This window comes from Streptomyces sp. NPDC089919, from assembly GCF_040684615.1.
Classification (GTDB): domain Bacteria; phylum Actinomycetota; class Actinomycetes; order Streptomycetales; family Streptomycetaceae; genus Streptomyces.
This window is the reverse complement of record NZ_JBFBGK010000048.1, coordinates 24,887-40,353: the sequence shown is the minus strand read 5'-3', so window position 1 is coordinate 40,353 and position 15,467 is coordinate 24,887. Positions and strand designations below refer to the sequence as shown.

General features: G+C 71.9%; 15 protein-coding genes. 12 read left to right on the top strand and 3 right to left on the bottom strand.

Annotated features, from left to right (window positions below; all coding sequences use genetic code 11):
* Window positions 1-36 precede the first annotated feature (36 nt).
* Window positions 37-975 (bottom strand): SigB/SigF/SigG family RNA polymerase sigma factor, encoded by a 939-nt coding sequence (locus tag AB0O40_RS20295; protein ID WP_365043218.1) that lies wholly within the window; start codon window positions 973-975, stop codon window positions 37-39.
* A 193-nt stretch (window positions 976-1,168) separates the two neighbouring features.
* Here AB0O40_RS20295 and AB0O40_RS20290 point away from each other — a divergent pair, with 193 nt between their 5' ends.
* The 5 genes from AB0O40_RS20290 (at window position 1,169) to AB0O40_RS20270 (ending at window position 3,591) form a co-directional block, all read left to right on the top strand.
* Window positions 1,169-1,525, top strand: coding sequence for a helix-turn-helix domain-containing protein (locus AB0O40_RS20290; protein WP_365043215.1), 357 nt, complete (start codon window positions 1,169-1,171; stop codon window positions 1,523-1,525).
* Between the two features lie 88 nt (window positions 1,526-1,613).
* Window positions 1,614-1,826 (top strand): hypothetical protein, encoded by a 213-nt coding sequence (locus AB0O40_RS20285; RefSeq protein ID WP_365043212.1) that lies wholly within the window; start codon window positions 1,614-1,616, stop codon window positions 1,824-1,826.
* 193 nt (window positions 1,827-2,019) lie between these two features.
* On the top strand, window positions 2,020-2,784 hold the full coding sequence (locus AB0O40_RS20280) for a GNAT family N-acetyltransferase (protein WP_365043209.1): 765 nt from the start codon (window positions 2,020-2,022) through the stop codon (window positions 2,782-2,784).
* Between the two features lie 109 nt (window positions 2,785-2,893).
* Window positions 2,894-3,115, top strand: coding sequence for a translation initiation factor IF-1 (gene infA / locus AB0O40_RS20275; protein WP_365043206.1), 222 nt, complete (start codon window positions 2,894-2,896; stop codon window positions 3,113-3,115).
* A 68-nt stretch (window positions 3,116-3,183) separates the two neighbouring features.
* Window positions 3,184-3,591, top strand: coding sequence for a VOC family protein (locus AB0O40_RS20270; RefSeq protein WP_365043203.1), 408 nt, complete (start codon window positions 3,184-3,186; stop codon window positions 3,589-3,591).
* A gap of 28 nt (window positions 3,592-3,619) precedes the next feature.
* Here the strand turns inward: AB0O40_RS20270 and AB0O40_RS20265 are convergent, their stop codons facing one another.
* Together AB0O40_RS20265 and AB0O40_RS20260 are read right to left on the bottom strand one after the other, a co-directional pair.
* The gene (locus tag AB0O40_RS20265) at window positions 3,620-4,561 is read right to left on the bottom strand and encodes an AraC family transcriptional regulator (protein ID WP_365043273.1); all 942 of its coding nucleotides are present in this window, start codon (window positions 4,559-4,561) and stop codon (window positions 3,620-3,622) included.
* A gap of 101 nt (window positions 4,562-4,662) precedes the next feature.
* Window positions 4,663-5,139, bottom strand: coding sequence for a DUF3887 domain-containing protein (locus AB0O40_RS20260; RefSeq protein WP_365043200.1), 477 nt, complete (start codon window positions 5,137-5,139; stop codon window positions 4,663-4,665).
* A gap of 182 nt (window positions 5,140-5,321) precedes the next feature.
* Between AB0O40_RS20260 and AB0O40_RS20255 the strand changes: the two genes are divergently transcribed.
* The 7 genes from AB0O40_RS20255 (at window position 5,322) to AB0O40_RS20225 (ending at window position 15,455) form a co-directional block, all read left to right on the top strand.
* The gene (locus AB0O40_RS20255; protein WP_365043197.1) at window positions 5,322-5,786 is read left to right on the top strand and encodes a hypothetical protein; all 465 of its coding nucleotides are present in this window, start codon (window positions 5,322-5,324) and stop codon (window positions 5,784-5,786) included.
* Entirely contained in the window at window positions 5,783-6,091 is a 309-nt protein-coding gene (locus tag AB0O40_RS20250; RefSeq protein ID WP_365043194.1) for a transcriptional regulator, read from the top strand. The genes AB0O40_RS20255 and AB0O40_RS20250 overlap by 4 nt, the downstream gene beginning before the upstream one ends.
* A gap of 39 nt (window positions 6,092-6,130) precedes the next feature.
* Window positions 6,131-7,162: an aminoglycoside phosphotransferase family protein gene (locus AB0O40_RS20245; RefSeq protein ID WP_365043191.1), complete on the top strand. Its 1,032-nt coding sequence runs from the start codon at window positions 6,131-6,133 to the stop codon at window positions 7,160-7,162.
* A gap of 70 nt (window positions 7,163-7,232) precedes the next feature.
* Window positions 7,233-8,243, top strand: a complete 1,011-nt coding sequence (locus AB0O40_RS20240) for a LacI family DNA-binding transcriptional regulator (protein ID WP_365043188.1) — start codon at window positions 7,233-7,235, stop codon at window positions 8,241-8,243.
* A 286-nt stretch (window positions 8,244-8,529) separates the two neighbouring features.
* Window positions 8,530-12,816: a discoidin domain-containing protein gene (locus AB0O40_RS20235; protein ID WP_365043185.1), complete on the top strand. Its 4,287-nt coding sequence runs from the start codon at window positions 8,530-8,532 to the stop codon at window positions 12,814-12,816.
* Between the two features lie 237 nt (window positions 12,817-13,053).
* Window positions 13,054-14,469, top strand: coding sequence for an extracellular solute-binding protein (locus AB0O40_RS20230; RefSeq protein WP_365043182.1), 1,416 nt, complete (start codon window positions 13,054-13,056; stop codon window positions 14,467-14,469).
* Window positions 14,470-14,582: 113 nt separating this feature from the next.
* Window positions 14,583-15,455, top strand: coding sequence for a sugar ABC transporter permease (locus AB0O40_RS20225; protein ID WP_365043179.1), 873 nt, complete (start codon window positions 14,583-14,585; stop codon window positions 15,453-15,455).
* Window positions 15,456-15,467: the final 12 nt, after the last annotated feature.

Here is a 15,467-nt window from a genome sequence, read left to right as displayed (position 1 = left end):
CCCGGTGCGCGTGCGAGGCAGGTGTCGAGCAGGCGCTCAGTCCTCGCGGAGGAGCTGGGCCCGCAGGTCACGCAGGGTGCGGGAGAGGATGCGCGAGACGTGCATCTGGGACAGGCCGATCTCGGCGCCGATCTCCGCCTGGGTCATCTCCTGGCCGAAGCGCAGCCGCAGGATCAGCTGCGAGCGCTCGTCGAGCTCGGCGAGCAGCGGGGCCAGGGCGTGCCGGTCCTCGACGGCCTCCAGGGCCGGGTCGATGTCGCCCAGCACCTCGGAGAGGCTGTGGGCGTTGCCCGCACCGGGGCTCGGGGAGCCGGCCGAGGCGCTGTCGTGCGGGGCGTCGATGGACTGGGCGGAGTAGCCGTTGGCGGCCACCAGGCCCTGGCGGGCCTCGTCCTCGGTGATGCCGAGGTGGTCGGCCAGCTCGGCGGGGGAGGGGGCGTGGCCCAGGACCGAGGTCAGCGCCTCGGTGGACTTGGCCAGCTCCACGCGGAGTTCCTGGAGGCGGCGCGGCACCCGGACCGCCCAGGTGGTGTCCCGGAAGTGCCGCTTGATCTCGCCGGTGATGTACGGCAGGGCGAGGGTGGTGAACTGGGTGTTGCGGTCCGGGTCGTACCGGTCGATCGCCTTGATGAGACCGATGGTGCCGACCTGGATGATGTCCTGGTTCTCCGGACCGCCCGGACGGTCCCGGAAGGGCCGGGCGGCGAAGTTCACCAGCGAGATGTTCATCTCGATGAGGGTGTTGCGGACGTACTGGTACTCGCGGGTGCCCTCTTCGAGGCTGTGCAGCCGCTCGAAGAAGACGCGGGTCAGCTGGCGGGCGTCGTGCGGCGCCAGTTCCCGCGGGCAGGGTACGTCGGGCAGCCCGGGCAGGATGCTGCTCGCCGGGGCCGGGGCCACCGCGTACGGGGCCGCCTCGGTCGCGGCCTGGATCGTGGCCTGATCGGTGGTCTCGGTCGGGGCCGTGAAAGTCATTGTCTCGCTCCCTGGGCACGGATGCTTGCGGCGCGCTGCTGGATCGCTTCGGACGTGCGGAACGCCCCCGGTCATTCGGAGGCGTGCTTCCGCTTGCCCTCTGACCCTGCCTGCCGGAGGGACACACGTCAAGTGATACCGGAAATGCAGTTCGGGATTTGTGTTTCGCGAGTCCGCACTCAAGAATGGTGCGGTGGACACTGAGCACACGAGTTCCCGACGCAACAGATGGACCTTCCTGACGAACCACGCGAGGGTCCTGGTCACGATCGCCCGCGACCCGGGGGTGCGGCTGCGCGACATCGCGGTGGCCTGCGACCTGACCGAGCGCACGGTGCAGGCGATCGTCACGGACCTGGAGACGGACGGCTACCTCACCCGCACCCGGGACGGCCGCCGCAACCGCTACGAGATCGCCCCCGGCGCGCGCTTCCGCCACCCGGCCGAGGCCGGGCTGGAGATCGCCGGCCTGTTGGCCTACCTCGCCTCGCCCCTGACGGGCGCCGCCTCCGGCGCCCCGCTCGCGGAGCACAACATCCCCGCCTCGTAAGGCGATTCGCCCTCCGGGCCGTTTCGCCCGGAGCCGGCCGGGTAGCCGCGCGGACACAGCGACATCGTCCGACGAGGAGGCAACACCCATGACCGGCATCGGCGGTTGTATCGCCCTGATCGTGGTGGGGGCCGTCCTCACCTTCGCGAGCGACTGGCACATGCAGGGCGTCAACCTGGACGTGGTGGGCCTGATCATGATGGCCGCCGGACTGCTCGGGCTCGGCGTCTACGCCAGCGTGCTGCGCCGCCGCCGGACGGCCGCGCTCCCGGTGGTCGACGAGACCCGCGACCGGTACTGAGCGGCCCGGCGGATAAATGGGTGGGACGGCGCGCGGAGTCCTGGTAGCGTCCGGAGCACCGTGACAGGACGTGAGGAGGTGGGACCCGTGAACGCTGTATCCAGGTGGGTGCTCCCTCCTTTCCTCACGGTGTGCGACTGACTCAGGGTGTCGTCGGGAGCGCCTCAACAGGCACTTCCGAAAGGCGACAGCCATGAACACCTTCACGATCACCCGCCCGGCGGACACCTGCTGGGAGGCCGTGGCGGACGACCTCGTCGTCGGCCAGGGCGACCTCTCGCACCGCACCGACGGGCGCCGCTTCATCAGCATCGACGTGTGGCAGGACGCGGCCTTCGAGCCGCTGGCCGCCGCCATGCTGGCGGAGCTGCCGGCCCCGCTGCACACCCTGGTCCGTGAGGACGACCACGCCCTCGCCCTGCGCTGGGAGCGGGCCGGCTTCACCCCCGGCCGCCGCGAGGGCGAGTACACCGTGCCCACCGACCCGGCCGCCACCGGCCTGGACGCCGTACCCCCGCCCCCGGGGGTGGCGTTCCTGCCCGGCGCCGAGGCCGATCCGGACCTGCTGCGGGAGCTGGACCGGGCCGTCCGCGCCGAGGTCGACGCGGCCGCCGGCTGGCAGACCATGCCGGCCGAGGTCGTCCCGCTGCCCGTCGGCGACACGCTGGGGGACCCGGCGAAGTACACCGTGGCCGTCCACGACGGCCGGTACGCGGGACTGGTCCGGGTCGTCCCGGTCCGCAGCAGGGCCCGGATCGGCCTCATCGCCGTCCGGGCCGACCAGCGGCGCCTCGGCATCGGGCGGGCCCTGCTGGGCCACGCGCTCGGCGCCCTGCACCGGGCCGGCACCGGCTCGGCCTGGGCCGAGGTGGACGCCGCCAACGGCCCGGCCGCCGCCCTCTTCGAGGGCTGCGGCGCCCGGCGCACCGGCGGCTACCTGGAACTGGTCCGCCCCTGACCCCGGTCCGGCTCCCGCCGGCCCGAGACCCTGCACCACCCGACACCGCAGCATCCGACACCGCACCATCCGACGCTGCACCCTTCGACAGAATGAGAAGCGACACACCTTGCCCAAAACAGCGAACGGCCTCGAATTCGAGGGCACCGTCACCGAGTGCCTGCGCAACGCCACCTTCCGGGTGGAACTCCCCAACGGGCACCACGTGCTCGCGCACATCAGCGGGAAGATCCGCCGGCACCACATCCGCATCCTCCCGGAGGACCGGGTGCTGGTGGAGCTGAGTCCGTACGACCTCACCCGCGGCCGGATCCTCTACCGCTACCGGTGACGGCACGGGGTGCGCCCCGGCCGGGGCGCACCCCGTGTGCAGCCGGACACTGCGGGTAGACGGGGGTCATGACGGTAGCGAAGACTCCCGAACTCGCCCTGGACTGCGCCGAACCCGAGACCCTGGCGCGGTTCTACGCCGAACTCCTCGACGCGGAGGTACGGCCCGGCCCGACACCGGACGACGTGGAGGTCGTCGGCCGGTCCGGCACCCGGCTCACCTGCCGCCGCGACCACGGCTACGCGCCACCCAGCTGGCCCCGGCCGGAGGACTCCCAACAGGCCCACCTGCGCATCCTGGTGGCCGCCGCCGACCTCGACGAGGCCGAGCGGGAGGCGGTCTCCCTGGGGGCCCGCCCGCTGGAGACCGGCGCCGAGGACGGCCCGCACCGGGTACGGCGGATGGCCGACCCGGCGGGCCACGCCTTCGTCCTGACGGCCCTCGATCCGGGCGGCGAGTACCCGCCGTCCGACTGAGCGGTGACCGTCCCGGTCCCGGCCGGGGTCAGCGGTGCAGGGTCGCGGAGGGCGGGCAGCCGTACTGCCGGCGGTAGGCGGCCGAGAAGCGGCCCGGATGGGCGAATCCCCATCGGGCCGCGATCGTGGTGACCGTGCTCGTGGCCGGGTCCGCGCGGCGCAACTCCGCGTGGGCGCCGGCCAGTCGGACCCTGCGCAGGTACTCCAGCGGGGTGCTGTCGAGCTGCCGGCGGAAGGCGTACTGCACCGCGCGCGGGGTGACCGGGACCGCGGCGGCGATGTCGGCCAGGCCGATGTCGAGGTGGGCGTGGGACTCGATGTAGGCGATCGCCCGCCGCAGCGTGTCGCTGCCGGCGTCCCGGCCGTCGAGCCGGCCGGGTGCCTCCCCGGCCGCTGCGTGGGGCAGGGCGGCGAGGGTGGCGGCGGCCAGATGGCGGGCGGCGGTGTCCACCAGCAGGCTGCCCGGGCCGGCGTCGGCGTGCGGGACGACCTGGTCGCGCACGTAGACGACGGCGGCGCCGAGCGCGCGGTTGGCCTCGCGGCTGACGGGCCGCTGCCCGGTCAGCTCCACCGGCCCCCGGAAGCGGTCGCCGGCGACCTCCCCGAGCAGACCCGGGTCGAACATGGTGATCGTGTAGCGCGCGGCGCGCACCTCACCGCGGTACGGCCGGTCGTGCGGGGCCAGCAGGAAGGTCTCGCCCGGCCCGTAGAACTCCTCGCGGCCGTCGGTCGTGTCGGCGAAGGTCCCGTCGTGCAGGGTGATCAGGCAGACGCGGTTCAGGCAGTCGGCGTCGTAGGCCATGGTGTAGCCGAAGTCCAGCCGGTCCACGATCAGGGGGCCGGCGGTCCGGCGGGCGATCCGGGCCCGGGAGTCCTCGGGTCTGCCCCCGATCTTCATGGGGGTGTACGCCGCCGACAGGAACGCCTCGGTCTCCGCCAGGCAGTTGCTGTCGAAGGTAGCCGTCTCCATCACGCCTCACGCCTCCGGACGAGTCCGCACTTCCGCCACCGGTCGGACCCCATCCTCCCGCATCAGGGCCGGTCCGACGGAAGGCCTCCGGTGGGCGCGCGTCAGGAGACCGGTACGCCCGGGCGCAGGAAGTACAGGCCCAGGAGCTTCCCGTCGGGGTCGAAGGTGACCCGGAAGTCGCCCGGTTGCTTCGCCATCACGAGCGGGATGTCCACCACCGTGCCCGCGGTGGTCCGGGTCTCGGCGGGGTCGCCGTGCGACTGGTAGTCGCCGAACTCCTGTTGGTACGTGGTCCAGGACTGCTGGAGCACGTCTGCGGTGGCCTGTTGCCGCAGGGGTTCCGCGAACCGTCCCGAGACCGCGGCGAAGTCGCCCTGGACGACCTCGTCGAGGGTGTCCAGGGCCAGCTGTCCGTAGGAGGGCGCGGCCGGCGCGGTGCTCACCAGGGGTGCCCGGTCGGGTGGTTGGGCCGGAGCCGCGGCCAGGGCGGAGCCGGGTGCGGCCAGCAGGGCGCTCGCGGCGAGCGCGGCGGCGGCCAGGCCGCGGAGCGACCTGCCGGTGTGCGGATCCAGGGCCATGGTCTGCTTCCTTCCCTCGCGCCGGAGCGCGGTGGGCGCGCAACCCGGCGCCGGCAGCCACCTTTCAGGCTAGGCCGCCCGGCCCCGGGCCGCACCTCGGTCGGGAGCCCGTCGGAAGGCAGCATGGACCGCCGATCACTTTCTACTTGCGGAAGTGGAAAGTAATCGGATAGCTTTCCGGTATGGAAAACGACTTCACCCCGCAGGAAGCCCTGGCCATGGCCGAGCGTGGCGCCACCGCCCCCTGGACCAGCTACCCCCGCACGCCCGACTGGTACTACCCCGCCGCCGGAGCCTGGGCCGCCGGTCTGGTGCTGACCGTCATGGAGCTGCACGGGCCCGCCCGCGCCGCGGCCCTGGTCGGCCTGATAGCGCTGAATACGGCCTTCGCGACCTGGTACCGCAAGGTCCGCAGCGCCTGGCCCAAGATCTCCACCGCCCCGGCCGAGTTCAAGCCCGCCATCCGCGCCTTCGTGCTCGGCGCCGTGGTCCTCCTGCTCCTCGTGGCCGCGCTGGGCTACCTCGCCGGCGCGGTGGTCGCCGCCCCGGTGGCGTTCGCGGGCGTCGCCGGCGGTCTGTACGCCTACGAGAAGGCCTACGAGCGCGCCGCGGCCCGCACCCGGGTCCGGGTCGGGGGCCCGGCGTGAGCCTCGCCGACCTCGACCCGGTCATCCACGCCCCCAAGCGGCTGGCGGCCATGTCCGTGCTCGCCCACAGCGACCAGGTGGACTTCGGTTTCCTCCGCGACCACCTCGGTATCAGCGACTCGGACCTGTCCAAGCAGATGACCGCCCTCGAAGCCGCCGGCTACGTCAAGATCAACAAGACCGGCCGGGGCCGGGGTGCCGCCACCTGGTACCGCATCACCACGGCCGGCCGGGACGCCTACCGCCGCCACATCGCGGCCCTCACCGCCATCGTCGCGGGCCCCGGCCCCGCCGCCCCGCAATAATCCCGGCGGCCCGCCCCGGCGCACTGGCAGGATGCGGCCATGATCCTACGACCGCCGTTCGGTGCGGAGTTGAGGGCTGCCCTGGGGCGGCCAGGTCGGTCCGAGAAACTGGGCAGCAGCCCCCGCTCACGGGTCTGGCGCATCGAACTCCCCACCGGGACAGCTGTGTTGAAACAGCTCGTCGAGGGACCGGGCGCCGAGGAGCGCTACGCCCGCGAGGTGAGCGCCCTGCGGCTCGCGGCCCGGGCCGAGACCCCGGTGGTGCCCGCCCTGCTCGCCGTCGACCCCGCCGAGCGCGTGCTGGTACTGGAGCACCTGGAACACCGCAGCCCGCCCGAAGGCTGGATCGTCGGGTACGCCGCCGCACTGGCCCACCTGCACGCCACCACGGGACCCGCCGACGAGGGGTTGCTGCCCCGGTGGCAGGGGCCGGACCGCTCCGACGCCGACTCCTTCCTCCAGCTCGCCGACTCCCTCGGCGTCCCCGTCACCGCCGGAGTCCCCGGCGAACTGCACGACCTGCTCGACCGGTTGGGCCGGGCCCCCGGACAGGCCCTGCTGCACGGCGACCCGTGCCCCGGCAACGACCTGCACACCCCCGCGGGCATCCGGTTCGTGGACTTCGAGCAGGCCTCGCTGGGCAGCGGGCTCACCGAACTCGCCTACCTCCGCGTCGGCTTCCCCACCTGCGCGTGGGTGACGGCGCCGGCGGGGCACCTGCTGGCCCGCGCCGAGGAGGCGTACCGCCGGGAATGGCGGCAGCTCACCGGCTCGGCGGTCGCCGACGGGCTGGTCGACGCCTGCGCCGGCTGGCTGCTGCGCGGCGACGCGCTGGTCCCGCGCGCGCTCCGGGACGGTAGGGACCACCTGGCGCGGCTGGCGGCGGAGGACTGGAGCTGGGGCACGGCCACCGCCCGGCAGCGGCTCGCCCACCGGCTCGGTGTGGTCGGCCGGATGGCGGCGGGCCACCCCGGGCTCGGCGGGCTGAGCGTGCTGGCCGGGGCCATGGGCCGGGCGGCGCGGGACCGCTGGCCGGGGCTGGGGCCGGTACCGGCGCAACGGCCCGAGTGACCCCGGCGGGGAGCGGATTGATTGCGCTGGACCGCAACTGGCTTGCGTTTCTTGCGCTACTGTTGCGTACATGACGCGACGACTTGCTCAGGTGGCGAAGAAGGTGGGGGTCAGCGAGGCGACGGTCAGCCGGGTGCTCAACGGCAAACCGGGTGTCTCGGACGCGACCCGCCAGTCGGTGCTCACTGCCCTGGACGTGCTCGGTTACGAGCGGCCCACCCAGCTGCGCGGCGAGCGCGCCCGGCTCGTCGGGCTGGTACTGCCGGAGCTGCAGAACCCGATCTTCCCCGCCTTCGCCGAGGTGATCGGCGGCGCTCTCGCCCAGCAGGGACTCACCCCCGTGCTGTGCACCCAGACCAAGGGCGGGGTCTCGGAGGCGGACTACGTGGACCTGCTGCTCCAGCAGCAGGTCTCCGGAGTGGTCTTCGCCGGCGGCCTGTTCGCGCAGGCCGACGCCCCGCACGAGCACTACCACCGGCTGGCCGAGCGCAACATCCCGGTCGTCCTGATCAACGCCTCAATCGAAGGCCTCGACTTCCCGTGCGTGGCCTGCGACGACGCGGTCGCGGTCGAGCAGGCCTGGCGCCACCTGGCCTCACTGGGCCACGAGAAGATCGGGCTGGTGCTGGGCCCCGGCGACCACGTCCCCTCCCGGCGCAAGCTGGAGGCCGCCCAGGTCGCGGCCCGCGCGGCCGGCACGCCGCTGCCCGAGGAGTCCGTCGTCCGGTCGATCTTCTCGCTCGAGGGCGGCCAGGCCGCGGCCGCACAACTGCTGGACCGGGGGGTCACCGGGATCGTCTGCGCCAGCGACCCGCTGGCCCTCGGCGCGATCCGGGCGGCCCGCCGCCGCGGCCTGTCGGTGCCGCAGGACGTCTCGGTCGTCGGCTTCGACGACTCCGCCTTCATGACCTGCACCGAGCCGCCGCTCTCCACGGTCCGCCAGCCCATCGAGGCCATGGGCCGGGCCGCCGTCGAGCTGCTCAGCGCCCAGATCCAGGGCCGCCAGTCGCACACCGGCGAACTGCTCTTCGAGCCCGAGCTCGTGGTCCGCGGTTCCACGGCGCCGCCGCCCGCCCGCTGACCCGCTTCCACCCCCTTTCCACCGGCACCGGCCCCTCATGGGGCCGGTGCCGTCGTCATTTCCGGTTCGTCACGGCGCAATTGCCGAGCTGTCTCTCCGCAAGCAATCTGGTCACATCAGTAGACGATGCTCCAATCCTCTGCAACTCTCTGAGCGTTCCACGCAAAGTCTGGATAACAGACAGCCGAATGTTGGACGAGCTCACCTGATCCGCCTCCCGTCACCTCGTACCGCCGCCCGGTACGAGGCCCGAGGCGTGAGGCCGAGAAGCGAGGACAGAGAAGAGATGACAACCCCCACCCGGCGATCACGGTGCCTGAGCGCCCTGATCGCGACGTGTCTCCTGGCACTGGGCGGTCCCCTGCTGACCGCCCGTGCGGCCGGCGGACCGAACCTCGCCCTGGGCGACAGCGCCGCGGCGAGCAGCGCGCTCGCCGAGTACGGCGCGGGCAACATCACCGACGGCAACCAGGGCACCTACTGGCAGAGCGCCGGCTCCAGCCTGCCCCAGTGGGTCCAGGCCGACCTCGGCACCGCCACCGCGGTCGACGAGGTCGTGCTCAAGCTCCCGGCGGGCTGGGAGAGCCGCAACCAGACCCTCTCCCTCCAGGGCAGCACCGACGGCACGCACTTCAGTACCCTGAAGGCCGCCGCCTCCTACGCCTTCACCCCCGGCGCCGGGAACACCGTCACCGTCTCCTTCCCGGCCGCGCAGACGCGGTACGTGCGGGTGGACATCACCGCCAACAGCGGCTGGCCGGCCGCCCAGCTCTCCGAGCTGGAGGTGCACGGCGCCGCCGACGCCTCCGTGAACCTGGCCGCCGGCCGGACCCTGACCGCCAGCAGCTCCACTCAGAACTACACCCCTGCCCAGGCCAACGACGGCAACCGCACCAGCTACTGGGAGAGCGCCAACAACGCCTTCCCGCAGTGGCTCCAGGCCGACCTCGGTTCCTCCGTCCGCGTCGACCGCGTCCTGCTGCGCCTGCCGGCCGGCTGGGACGCCCGCAGCCAGACCCTGAAGATCCAGGGCAGCACCGACGGCACCGCCTTCACCGACCTGACGGCGGCCCGGGCGTACGCCTTCGACGCGACCGACGACCGCACCGCGACCATCTCCTTCGACGCCGTCACCACCCGGTACGTGCGGGTCCTGGTCACCGCCAACACCGGCTGGCCCGCCGCCCAGATATCCGAGCTCGAGGTCTACGGCCCGGCCACCGGGGACACCACCGCCCCCAGCGCCCCCTCCGGCCTCGCCCTCACCGAGCCCGCCGCCGGCCAGATCCGGCTCACCTGGAACGCCGCCACCGACAACGTGGGCGTCACCGCCTACGACCTGTACGCCAACGGCGCGCTGCTCACCAGCGTCGGCGCCGGCACCACCGCCTACACGGACAACCGGCCGGCCGGCCAGACCGTGCGGTACTTCGTCCGGGCCCGGGACGCGGCCGGCAACCAGTCGGGCGACAGCAACACCGTGACCCGCACCGGCGACACCGGCGACACCCAGGCCCCCACCGCCCCGGCGAACCTGGCCTACACCGAGCCCACCGCCGGCCAGGTGAAGCTGACCTGGACGGCCGCCACCGACAACGTCGGCGTCACCGGCTACGACGTGTACGCCAACAACGTGCTGCGCACCAGCGTGGCCGGCAACGTCACCGCGTACACCGACACCCAGCCGGTGAGCAGCACCGTCACCTACCGGGTCCGGGCCAAGGACGCGGCGGGCAACCAGTCGGCCGACAGCAACGCCGTCACCCGCAACGGCACCGGCGGGACCGGCTCCAACCTGGCGGTCGGCAAGCCGATCAGCGCCTCGTCCACGGTCTTCACGTACCTGGCCGAGAACGCCAACGACAACAGCCTGGCCACCTACTGGGAGGGCGCGGCCGGCGCCTACCCCGGCACGCTCACCGTCAAGCTGGGCGCCAACGCCGACCTCGACCGGCTGGTGCTCAAGCTCAACCCGGACGCCGGCTGGTCGACCAGGACCCAGACCGTCGAGGTGCTGGGCCGCGAGCAGGACGCCACCGGCTTCACCGGACTGGTCCCGGCGAAGAGCTACACCTTCGACCCGGCCGGCGGCAACACCGTCACCGTGCCGCTGACCGCCCGGGTGGCGGACGTGCAGCTCAAGTTCACGTCCAACACCGGCGCCACCGCCGGCCAGCTCGCCGAGTTCCAGGTCATCGGCACCCCGGCGCCCAACCCGGACCTCACGGTCACCGGACTCACCGTCTCCCCGGCCGCGCCCGTGGAGTCGGACCAGATCCAGGTCACGGCCACCGTGCGCAACGCCGGCCCGGTCGCCGCCGCGGCCAGCAGCCTCGCCGTGCGGCTGGGCGGCACCGAGGTCGCCACCAAGGGCGTCGGCGCGCTCGCCCCCGGCGCCGAGACCCAGGTCACCGTCCCCCTCGGGGCGCGCGAGGCCGGCTCGTACGAGCTGAGCGCGTTGGCCGACGAGGCCGGCACGGTCATCGAGCAGAACGAGACCGACAACACCTACACCAGCCCGGCCGCGCTGGTGGTCAAGCCGGTGGCCAGCTCGGACCTGGTGGCCACCGCGGTGACCACCTCGCCCTCCAGCCCGTCCGCCGGGCAGGCGGTCACCTTCAAGGTGGCCGTCAAGAACCAGGGGACCGTGGCCAGCACGGGCAGCCAGGACGTGACCCTGACCCTGCTCGACGACAAGGGCGCCACCGTCAAGACGCTGACCGGCAGCCACAGCGGCGCCCTCGCCGCCGGTGCCTCCGCCGAGCTGTCCCTCGGTCCGTGGACCGCGGCCAACGGCTCGTACACGGTCCGGACGGTGCTCGCCGACGACGCCAACGAACTGCCGGTCAAGCGGGCCAACAACACCGCCACCCAGGCGCTGTTCATCGGACGCGGCGCGCACATGCCGTACGAGATGTACGAGGCGGAGGACGCGGCCGCCGGCGGCGGCGCGGCCGTGGTCGGCCCGAGCCGGGAGGTGGGCACGCTCGGTGGCGAGGCCTCCGGGCGCAAGGCCGTCACCCTGGACGCCAACGGCGAGTACGTCGAGTTCACCACCCGGGCCGACACCAACACCCTGGTGACCCGCTTCTCGATCCCGGACGCCCCGGGCGGCGGCGGCATCGACTCCACCCTCGACGTGTACGTCAACGGCGTGCTGACCAAGGCGATGCCGCTGACCTCGAAGTACGCGTGGCTGTACGGGTCGGAGACCGGGCCGGGCAACGCCCCCGTACCGGGCCAGCAGCGGCACGTCTACGACGAGACGCAGCTGATGTTCGACCGGACGGTCCCGGCCGGCAGCCGGATCCGGCTCCAGAAGGACGCCGCCAACACCGCCGCCTCCTACGCGATCGACTTCGTCAACCTCGAGCAGGTCGCGCCGGTGGGCAACCCGGACCCGGCGACCTTCACCACGCCCGCCGGCTTCAGCCACCAGGACGTGCAGAACGCCCTGGACAAGGTCCGGATGGACCCGGCCGGCAAGCTGGTCGGCGTCTACCTGCCGCCGGGGGAGTACGAGACCTCGAGCAAGTTCCAGGTCTACGGCAAGAAGGTGCAGGTGATCGGCGCCGGACCCTGGTACACCCGGTTCCACGCGCCCTCGACGCAGGACAACACCGACGTCGGCTTCCGGGCGGAGGCCACGGCGAACGGCTCGGTGTTCAAGGGGTTCGCGTACTTCGGGAACTACGTCACCCGGATCGACGGTCCGGGCAAGGTGTTCGACTTCTCCAACGTCGCGGACATGGTGATCGACGACGTCTGGGCCGAGCACATGGTCTGCCTGTACTGGGGCGCCAACACCGACCGGATGACCATCAAGAACTCCCGGATCCGCGACACCTTCGCCGACGGCGTCAACATGACCAACGGATCCACGGACAACCTGGTGGCCAACAACGACGCCCGGGCGACCGGTGACGACAGCTTCGCGCTGTTCTCGGCGATCGACGCCGGCGGCGCGGACGAGAAGAACAACGTCTACGAGAACCTGACCAGCACCCTGACCTGGCGGGCCGCGGGCATCGCCGTCTACGGAGGCTTCAACAACACCTTCCGCAACATCTACATCGCCGACACCCTGGTCTACTCGGGGATCACCATCTCCTCGCTGGACTTCGGCTACCCGATGAACGGCTTCGGGACCGACCCCACGACCTTCGAGAACATCTCGATCGTGCGGGCCGGCGGGCACTTCTGGGGCAACCAGACCTTCCCCGGCATCTGGATCTTCTCCGCCTCGAAGGTGTTCCAGGGGATCCGGGTGAACCACGTGGACATCGTCGATCCCACCTACAGCGGGATCATGTTCCAGACCAAGTACACCGGCTCGCAGCCGGAGTTCCCGGTCAAGGACACGGTCTTCACCGACATCTCCATCACCGGGGCCCGCCGCAGCGGTGACGCCTGGGACGCCAAGTCCGGCATGGGCATCTGGGTCAACGAGCTGCCCGAGCCCGGTCAGGGCCCGGCCGTCGGCGAGGCCACCATCAACGGCCTGCGGATGAGCGGCAACGCGGAGAACATCCGCAACACCACCAGTACGTTCCGGCTCAACGTCAACCCGTAACCCCGTCCGGCACGAGGTCCGCCCCGGGAGTGCCCGGGGCGGGCCTCGTGCTGCCCTCCTTCCGGAGGGTCCTGAAATGCCCTCTGACCAGCAGTTGTCAGAGAATTGCGAAATCGAGACGACATCTTGCGTTCGCTTGTCGGCGGTGGTTGAGTGTGCCGCACCCCACCACGACGCACCCCGCGATGCATCTGTGCCGGGGGCGACCGCTCCGTTCATGCCCGAAGGGGATCACCCATGAGAAGTGCCCGGTTCCGCCGTTCCCGCCGCGCCAGCGCGGTCGCCCTCGCCTCGGCCCTGACGCTGACCGCGCTCGCCGCCTGTGGCACCAGCAGCAGCGACGACAACGGCGGTGGATCCCCGGCCGGCGGCAACTCCGACCCGGCCGCCCCGCTCGACCCGAAGACCAAGGTGAGCATCACCATCGACTGCATGCCCCCGGCGGCCAAGGCGGCCGAGCTCAAGGAGTGGAAGGAGGACGTGACCGCCTTCAACAAGCTCTACCCGAACGTCACGATCGAGGGCCGCTCCACCCCCGGCCAGTGCCTGGAGCCGCCGCGGTTCACCGCGATGCTCAAGGCCAAGTCCCAACCGGACGTCTTCTACACGTACTTCACCGACCTGCCGCAGGTCCTCGACAACGCCGGCGCCGCGGACATCACCGCCTACGTCAACGACAGGACGGTCCCGCTGCTGAAGGACATCGACCCGGGCGTCCTGGGCTCCCTCAAGAGCGACGGCAAGCTGTACGGCCTGCCCACCAGCAACTACACGATGGGCCTGCTGGTCAACCGCAAGCTCTTCAAGCAGGCCGGGCTCGACCCCGACGCCCCGCCGCGCACCTGGGAGGAGGTGCGCGCCGCCGCCAAGAAGATCGCCGGACTGGGCAAGGGCATCGCGGGCTACGGCGAGTACAGCGCCGGCAACACCGGCGGCTGGCACTTCACGGCGGCGGCCTACAGCCTGGGCGGCGACGTGGTCGACGGCACCGGCAAGAAGGCCGCCTTCAACGACACGGTCGGCCACCAGGTCCTGGCGAACCTGCACGCCATGCGCTGGCAGGACGACAGCATGGGCAAGACCCAACTGCTCAAGTGGGGCGACCTGCAGAAGCAGATCGCCACCGACAAGCTCGGCATGTTCCTCGCCGCCCCCGACGACATCGCGTACATGGTCCAGCAACTGGGCGCGCAGTACGAGAACTTCGGCATGGGTCCGATCCCCGGCGGGCGCAACACCCTGGCCGGCGGCAACAACTACATGATCAAGAACGGTATTTCGCCGGACAAGATCAAGGCCGCGATCGCCTGGCTGAACTTCAAGAACCTCTCCGTCGGCAAGGGCCAGTTCCAGTGGTCCCGCACCAAGGCCGACGGCCTGCCCGTCGGCGTCCCGCAGCCCAACTTCTGGCTGGGCGCCTCCAAGCAGCAGGACGACGCCGCCCGGACCCAGAACGCCACCATGCCGGTCGCCAACTTCAAGACCTTCATGGACAACCCGGTCCCCGGCAAGGCAGAGCCGCCGAAGGCCCAGGAGATCTACAAGGTCCTCGACAACGTCATGTCCGCGGTGCTCACCAACGAGCACGCCGACCTCGACAAGCTGCTGTCCACGGCCGAGGCGCAGGTCGACCAGGTCCTCGCCACCCGGTGACCGGTGCCCGGCGGGCGCGGCTCCCTGACCGCCGCCCCCGCCGGGCACCCCCCCGCCCCACGTGCCGGGCCCGTCGCCCCGTGCCCGGCACCACCCGCACCTGAGGAGAAACGATGTTCGGCATGCGCCTGCGGCGCCAGCTCACCGCCCAGGGGTTCCTCCTCGGCGCGGTCGTCTGCTTCGCGGTGTTCTCCTGGTACCCGATGGTCAGGGAGTTCCTGCTGGCCTTCCAGCGCACCGAGGACGGCCGCACCAGCTGGGTGGGCCTGGACAACCTGCGCACCGTCGTGAACGACCCGGCCTTCTGGCAGGCCTGGCGCAACACCGCGCTGTTCACCGTGCTCGCCCTGGTCTTCGGCTTCGTCGTGCCGTTCGTCGCCGCCGTGGTCATCAACGAGTTCCGGCGCGGCCAGGGATACCTGCGGCTGCTGGTCTACCTGCCGGTGATGCTCCCGCCGGTCGCCTCCGTGCTGCTCTTCAAGTACCTCTACGACCCGGGGTACGGGCTCCTGAACGACCTGTTCCGCCTCCTGCACCTGCCCGAGCAGCAGTGGCTCCAGGACCCGGACCTCTCCATGCTCTCCGTCGTCCTCGCCGCCACCTGGATGAACATGGGCGGCGCGGCCCTCATCTACCTGGCCGCCCTCCAGGGCATCCCGGGCGAGCTCTACGAGGCGGCCGAGCTGGACGGGGCCGGACTGCTGCGCAAGATCTGGCACGTCACCATCCCGCAGACCCGCCTGGTGCTCTCGCTGATGCTGCTCATGCAGGTGGTCGCGACCATGCAGGTCTTCGTGGAGCCCTTCCTGCTCACCGGCGGCGCCGGCCCCGAGGGCTCGACCACCACCGTCGTCTACCTCATCTACCAGTACGCCTTCAACTTCAACGACTACGGCGCCGCGGCCGCCCTCGGCCTGCTCCTGCTCGTGCTGCTGGCCGGGTTCTCGGCCCTGTACGTCAAGCTCAGCCGCGCCGAGGACCAGTAGGACCGGGGGAGA

Bases quoted from the DNA above. Each gene is read 5' to 3' on its own strand.
- AB0O40_RS20295 (WP_365043218.1), bottom strand. From the start codon at position 975: ATGACTTTCACGGCCCCGACCGAGACCACCGATCAGGCCACGATCCAG.
- AB0O40_RS20265 (WP_365043273.1), bottom strand. From the start codon at position 4,561: ATGGAGACGGCTACCTTCGACAGCAACTGCCTGGCGGAGACCGAGGCG.
- AB0O40_RS20235 (WP_365043185.1), top strand. From the start codon at position 8,530: ATGACAACCCCCACCCGGCGATCACGGTGCCTGAGCGCCCTGATCGCG.
- AB0O40_RS20230 (WP_365043182.1), top strand. From the start codon at position 13,054: ATGAGAAGTGCCCGGTTCCGCCGTTCCCGCCGCGCCAGCGCGGTCGCC.
- AB0O40_RS20280 (WP_365043209.1), top strand. From the start codon at position 2,020: ATGAACACCTTCACGATCACCCGCCCGGCGGACACCTGCTGGGAGGCC.
- AB0O40_RS20270 (WP_365043203.1), top strand. From the start codon at position 3,184: ATGACGGTAGCGAAGACTCCCGAACTCGCCCTGGACTGCGCCGAACCC.
- AB0O40_RS20240 (WP_365043188.1), top strand. From the start codon at position 7,233: ATGACGCGACGACTTGCTCAGGTGGCGAAGAAGGTGGGGGTCAGCGAG.
- AB0O40_RS20255 (WP_365043197.1), top strand. From the start codon at position 5,322: ATGGAAAACGACTTCACCCCGCAGGAAGCCCTGGCCATGGCCGAGCGT.
- AB0O40_RS20225 (WP_365043179.1), top strand. From the start codon at position 14,583: ATGTTCGGCATGCGCCTGCGGCGCCAGCTCACCGCCCAGGGGTTCCTC.
- AB0O40_RS20245 (WP_365043191.1), top strand. From the start codon at position 6,131: ATGATCCTACGACCGCCGTTCGGTGCGGAGTTGAGGGCTGCCCTGGGG.
- AB0O40_RS20260 (WP_365043200.1), bottom strand. From the start codon at position 5,139: ATGGCCCTGGATCCGCACACCGGCAGGTCGCTCCGCGGCCTGGCCGCC.
- AB0O40_RS20285 (WP_365043212.1), top strand. From the start codon at position 1,614: ATGACCGGCATCGGCGGTTGTATCGCCCTGATCGTGGTGGGGGCCGTC.